Source organism: Caulobacter sp. D5 (genome assembly GCF_003185805.1).
Classification (GTDB): Bacteria; Pseudomonadota; Alphaproteobacteria; order Caulobacterales; family Caulobacteraceae; genus Caulobacter.
In genome coordinates this window covers 1-4,569 of record NZ_QHJY01000438.1, presented here as the reverse complement: position 1 = coordinate 4,569, position 4,569 = coordinate 1, and the positions used below count along the sequence as shown (strand labels likewise).

Sequence of the window (4,569 nt, the reverse complement as noted above, 5' to 3'; positions counted from 1 at the left end):
GTCGTCGCCGACGGCCGCACGGCCATCACCGCCGACGCCGTCGGCCCCCGCGCCCGCCTGCGCCCCGAGGTGCTGGCCGGCCTGAAGGGCGAGCCGCTGGGCGAAGGCCTGGGCGGTCCCTGGGTGCAGGCGGCCTATCTCTACGCGGTGGTTCGCGCCGCCGGCGGCCAGATCGGCGTCGAGATCGCCGAGGAGCGGGTCAGCATCGCCGCCTGGACGCCCGCCGACTGACATTTCCGACTGAACCGTACGTTTTTCGGCGCCGTCACCGCTCCTTAACCCGGATCACGCCATCCTGGTCGTCTAGGATTTGGAGCGCGTCTGGCGGCGAAACCGCGCACACTTTCGCCTGACGCGCTCTCCGATTTGGAGCGTGCCGTGAAGACCTGCCTCGTCGTCGACGACAGCCGGGTGATCCGCAAGGTCGCCCGCCGTGCGTTGGAAGACATCGGCTTCGACATCGCCGAGGCCGCCGACGGCATGGAGGCGTTGGCCTGGTGTCGCGCGGCCATGCCCGACGCCGTCCTGCTCGACTGGAACATGCCGGTGATGAACGGCCTGGAATTCCTGCAGCGCCTGCGCCAGGAGCCGGGCGGCGACGCGCCGGTGGTGGTGTTCTGCACCGTCGAGAACAAGGTCGAGAACATCCGCCTGGCCCTCGATCACGGCGCCGACGAATACATCATGAAACCCTTCGACGGCGAGATCATCGCCGCCAAGTTCGCCGAGGCGGGCCTGCTATGACCCCCGAGGACATGGATCTGCTGGCGGCCCTGGGCCGCACCCGCGCCGGCCTGAAGGTCGAGGCCGACAAGCACTACGTGGTCGAAAGCCGCCTGGCGCCGCTGGCGCGCCGCGAGGGCTATCCCTCGATCGAGGCCCTGGTGGCGGCCCTGCGCGCCAAGCGCGAGGAGCGGCTGATCTGGGCGGTGGTCGAGGCCCTGACCGTCAACGACACCGCCTTCTTCCGCGACCGCGCCACCTTCGCCTTCCTGCGGGAAACGGCGCTGCCGGAACTGTCGCGCCGCCGCAAGGACGGTTCGGTGCGGATCTGGAGCGCGGCCTGCTCGACCGGCCAGGAGATCTATTCCCTGGCCATCGCCGCCGACGAGGCCCGCAATCTCGAACCGGGCGTGCGTTTCGAGTTCTTCGCCTCGGACCTCTCCGAGCGTTGCCTGGAAAAGGCCCAGAGCGGCCTCTACACCCAGTTCGAGGTGCAGCGCGGCCTGCCGATCCGGCTGCTGATCAAGCATTTCGAGAATCACGACGAGACCTGGGCGATCTCGCCCCGCATCCGCCAGGCCGTGCGCTGGCGGCGCATCAACCTGATGTCGGACCTGTCGGGCATGGGCGCCTTCGACCTCGTCATGCTGCGCAACGTGCTGCCGGGCCTGGACCTGTCGGTGCGCGCCCGCCTGATCGAGAACCTCGCCGCGCGCCTCACCGAGGACGGTCTGCTGGTGCTGGGCGAGGCCGAGAGCCTGGCCGGCGTGACCGAGGCCCTGCATCCGGTGGCCGGCCGTCCGGGCGTGTTCGCCCGCGATCCCGCCTACCGCGCCGCCGCGGCCTGAAACGCCTCCCAGCGAAACGCCCCCGAGCGTCAGCCCAGACGGGGCGCCGGCCGCGTGACCGCCTGGGCCATGCCGTCGCGTTGACCGCGCAGCCACGACACCAGCGTCCGCCATGCCGATGGCGGCGGTTCCGGCGCGTCGACCATGGCCCGCGCCAGTTTGCCGAACAGCAGGGCCGTGGCGCCGGGCGCGGCCAGGGCGCCGCGCGTGTCCAGCCTCTCGACCACCCGCCGCGACATCTGCCGGTAGCGCACGGGCGGGGCGGTTTCGCGCGGCTCGGGCGTGCGGCAGTCCGAGAAATCGAGCGACAGGCCGCAGCCCGCTTCGATCGCCTGTGAGACGGCGGCCCGGTAGTCGGCGTCGCGGCCCAGGCGGTCGACGTCGATGACGAGGTCGGCTTCCGGCAGGGCCTGCAGGTAGGACAGGATGTAGATCGACAGGAAGGCGGCGAACGACACCTTGGCCGGCGCGCGCTTCAGCCGCCGCCGCACCGCCGCCAGCCGTCCGGCGAAGCCGTGGCCGCGGGAGTCCGGCACCTTCAGGTCGCCGCGCAGGCTGTCGGCCTCGGCGAACTCCGCCATCAGCACGTACTGGCAGATCTCGAAATAGGTCGGCCGGGGACGCTTGCGCAGGGAGTAGAACGACAGCCACTGCTGCAGCGGGTCGCGGATCAGCACGATGTGGAAGCCGCCGAACCGGCGCCGCAGCCACTCGATCTTGCCCAGGGTGCGGCAGCAGGCCAGCACCGGGACTTCGCCCTGGGCCTGGGCGTGATCGATGAGGCCGGCGGCATAGGCCTGCTGCTCGGGATCGTCCTGCTCGGCCGCCAGGCGATAGCCGTCGAGGGCGAAGCGTTCGTGATAGCCGGCCACGCCGCCCTGCGGGGTGATCAGGTCCGAGAATTCCGCGAGATAGGGGCGGTCGCCGCCCGGATGGCGCAGCCGCGTGTGCTCGGGCGTCTCGCGGGCGATGATCTCGTGGGTCATCGTCTGGAGATGTTCGTGCCAGGGCTCGTAATAGGCCCGCACGCCGGCCAGGGCGCGAAACCGGCTCCAGATGTAGGTGCTCGAGCAGCGCCAGCCGCTGTGCACGAAGACGGGAGGAAGGGCTGAATCGAGGGAAGCGACCGGAACCGACATGCCAACAGCGTGGCTTGCGGACTTGGCCTGGTTATCTCCCCGGAGACAGAAAATCCGGGCCTTTTGTGTCGGTATTGCAAAGTTTGATGCGCGGGCGAGCGTTGCGCCCGTTTCTCGACGTCATCTGCGTAACGTGACGATCCGAATGGAAAGGGGCCCGCCTCAGGGTTGAGACGGGCCCCTCGCATCCAGTCGAGGCGACCGGATCAGTTCTTGGCGTCGCGGGCGGTGTCGGTGACGGCCTTGCCGGCGGACGAGACGTCCTTGCCGGCGCCTTCGACGGTGTTGCAGGCGGCGACGGTCAGGCTGGCCGCCAGGGCGGCGAAAATGATCAGCTTGCGCATGGGGGAGGTTCTCCGCTTTTCGCCCTCGTGGGCGGATGATGGATCGCCCAGAGCAAACGTGGCCGCGCGGTCTAGGTTCCGGCCTGATGCTGGGGCGCCGGCAGGGCCTGGGGCGTCGGGAACACAAGCCGCACAAGGAGTCCGCCCATCGGGCTGACGTCGAACTTCACCGTCCCGCGCAACTGGCGGGCGAAGGCGGTCATCAGGGTGCGGCCCACCCCCTCGCCGGGTCCGGACGGGGCGCCGGGGCCGTCGTCGCCGATGGCCAGCTCGGCCTCCTCGCCGCGCACGAAGAAGTCCACCGTCAGCGCGCCGCCGCGTTCGGCCAGGGCGTGTTTCTGGGCGTTGGTGATGGCCTCGACTGCGAACAGGGCCAGCGGCGCCAGGCGGTCGGGGTCGATGACCAGCGGGTCGGCGTGGACCTCGGTGCGCACCGCGCCGGGGCCGTTGATGTCGCCGGCCAGCAGCAGGGCGGTCAGCTCCTCCAGGAACGGCCGCAGGTCCACCCGCTTGAGGTCCGGCCCCTGGTAGAGGGCGCGATAGATCTGGGCCAGGGCGGTGATCCGCTGGCGGGTGTCGTTCATCGCCGTGCGCGCCGCCGGGTCGGTCAGCGCCCGCTGCTGCATGTTGAGCAGCGAGGTGATGATCTGCAGGTTGTTCTTCACGCGGTGGTGGATCTCGCGCATCAGCGAGTCCTTCTCCGCCAGGCTGTCGCGCAGCGAGGCGTCGCGCTGGACGATGCCGACGGCCATGTCGTCCAGCGTCTTGGCCAGCTCGCGGATCTCCGGCGGGGCTCGCTCGGAGGCCTGCACCGGGCGCACGGTGAAGCGGCCCTTGGCGTATATCGCCGCCACCCGGCGCAGATAGACGATCCAGCGGATCACCTCGCGCTCGGTGGCCCAGAACACCGCCAGCAGGGCCAGGGCGAAGGCCAGCAGCGGCAGCAGCATGCTGGAGATCGGGTTCAGCGAGGCCCAGGAGACGATGCCGGGGGCCGGCGCCGACAGGATCACGAAGACGTCGTCCTCGACCAGCGAGGCGGCCGAGAACAGCCGCCGACGGCCCTGGGCGTCCTTGCCCGACCACAGCACCGTGCGGCCCTGGTCGATCTCGTCGCGCAGGCCCGGGCGCGCCTCGCCGAAAGCGCCGGGGGTGGTCGCCGAGAACACCTGGCCGCGCGAGTCCGCCAGGCCGATCTCGGCGCCGTCGGGCAGGAAGCGGTTGGCGGTCTCGGGCTTGAGGCTGGACAGGGTCAGCACCGCGGCCATGGCCCCGTCGAACACGCCGGACGAGTCCTCGGCGCGGACGGCGGTCAGCACCGACGGCTCGCCCGAATAGATCGCGCCCGGGGTCGGGGCGACGGCCAGGTGGGCGCCGGCGGCCAGGTCGAGGAACCAGGGGCGATGAGCGCGCTCGGGGTCGCGCGGCGTGGTGCCCGCCGCGCAGGCCACGCGGCCATAGGCGTCGAAGCGGATCAGGTTGGCGTAGCCGGGCAGGCGGGCCTTCACCGCGCCG

The 4,569-nt window shown here is 70.9% G+C and carries 5 protein-coding genes and 1 pseudogene; 3 read left to right on the top strand and 3 right to left on the bottom strand.

Going from position 1 to position 4,569, the window contains the following annotated elements; genetic code table 11:
- The 3 genes and pseudogenes from chpT to DMC18_RS23035 form a co-directional block, all read left to right on the top strand.
- A pseudogene (gene chpT / locus DMC18_RS23045) lies at window positions 1–231 on the top strand (histidine phosphotransferase ChpT); the annotation flags it as partial.
- 135 nt (window positions 232–366) lie between these two features.
- Window positions 367–744 (top strand): PleD family two-component system response regulator, encoded by a 378-nt coding sequence (locus tag DMC18_RS23040; RefSeq protein WP_199228509.1) that lies wholly within the window; start codon window positions 367–369, stop codon window positions 742–744.
- Window positions 741–1,571, top strand: a complete 831-nt coding sequence (locus tag DMC18_RS23035) for a protein-glutamate O-methyltransferase CheR (RefSeq protein ID WP_110133345.1) — start codon at window positions 741–743, stop codon at window positions 1,569–1,571. The genes DMC18_RS23040 and DMC18_RS23035 overlap by 4 nt, the downstream gene beginning before the upstream one ends.
- A gap of 29 nt (window positions 1,572–1,600) precedes the next feature.
- Here the strand turns inward: DMC18_RS23035 and DMC18_RS23030 are convergent, their stop codons facing one another.
- From DMC18_RS23030 to DMC18_RS23020, 3 genes are all read right to left on the bottom strand, one after another.
- Window positions 1,601–2,710, bottom strand: a complete 1,110-nt coding sequence (locus tag DMC18_RS23030) for a hypothetical protein (RefSeq protein WP_199232615.1) — start codon at window positions 2,708–2,710, stop codon at window positions 1,601–1,603.
- A 206-nt stretch (window positions 2,711–2,916) separates the two neighbouring features.
- Window positions 2,917–3,054 carry an entericidin A/B family lipoprotein gene (locus DMC18_RS23025; RefSeq protein ID WP_110120447.1) on the bottom strand — a complete coding sequence of 46 codons (138 nt, stop codon included), beginning with the start codon at window positions 3,052–3,054 and terminating at the stop codon, window positions 2,917–2,919.
- A gap of 71 nt (window positions 3,055–3,125) precedes the next feature.
- Window positions 3,126–4,569: sensor histidine kinase (locus DMC18_RS23020; protein WP_110133344.1), on the bottom strand; the 1,444-nt coding region annotated here is incomplete at its 5' end.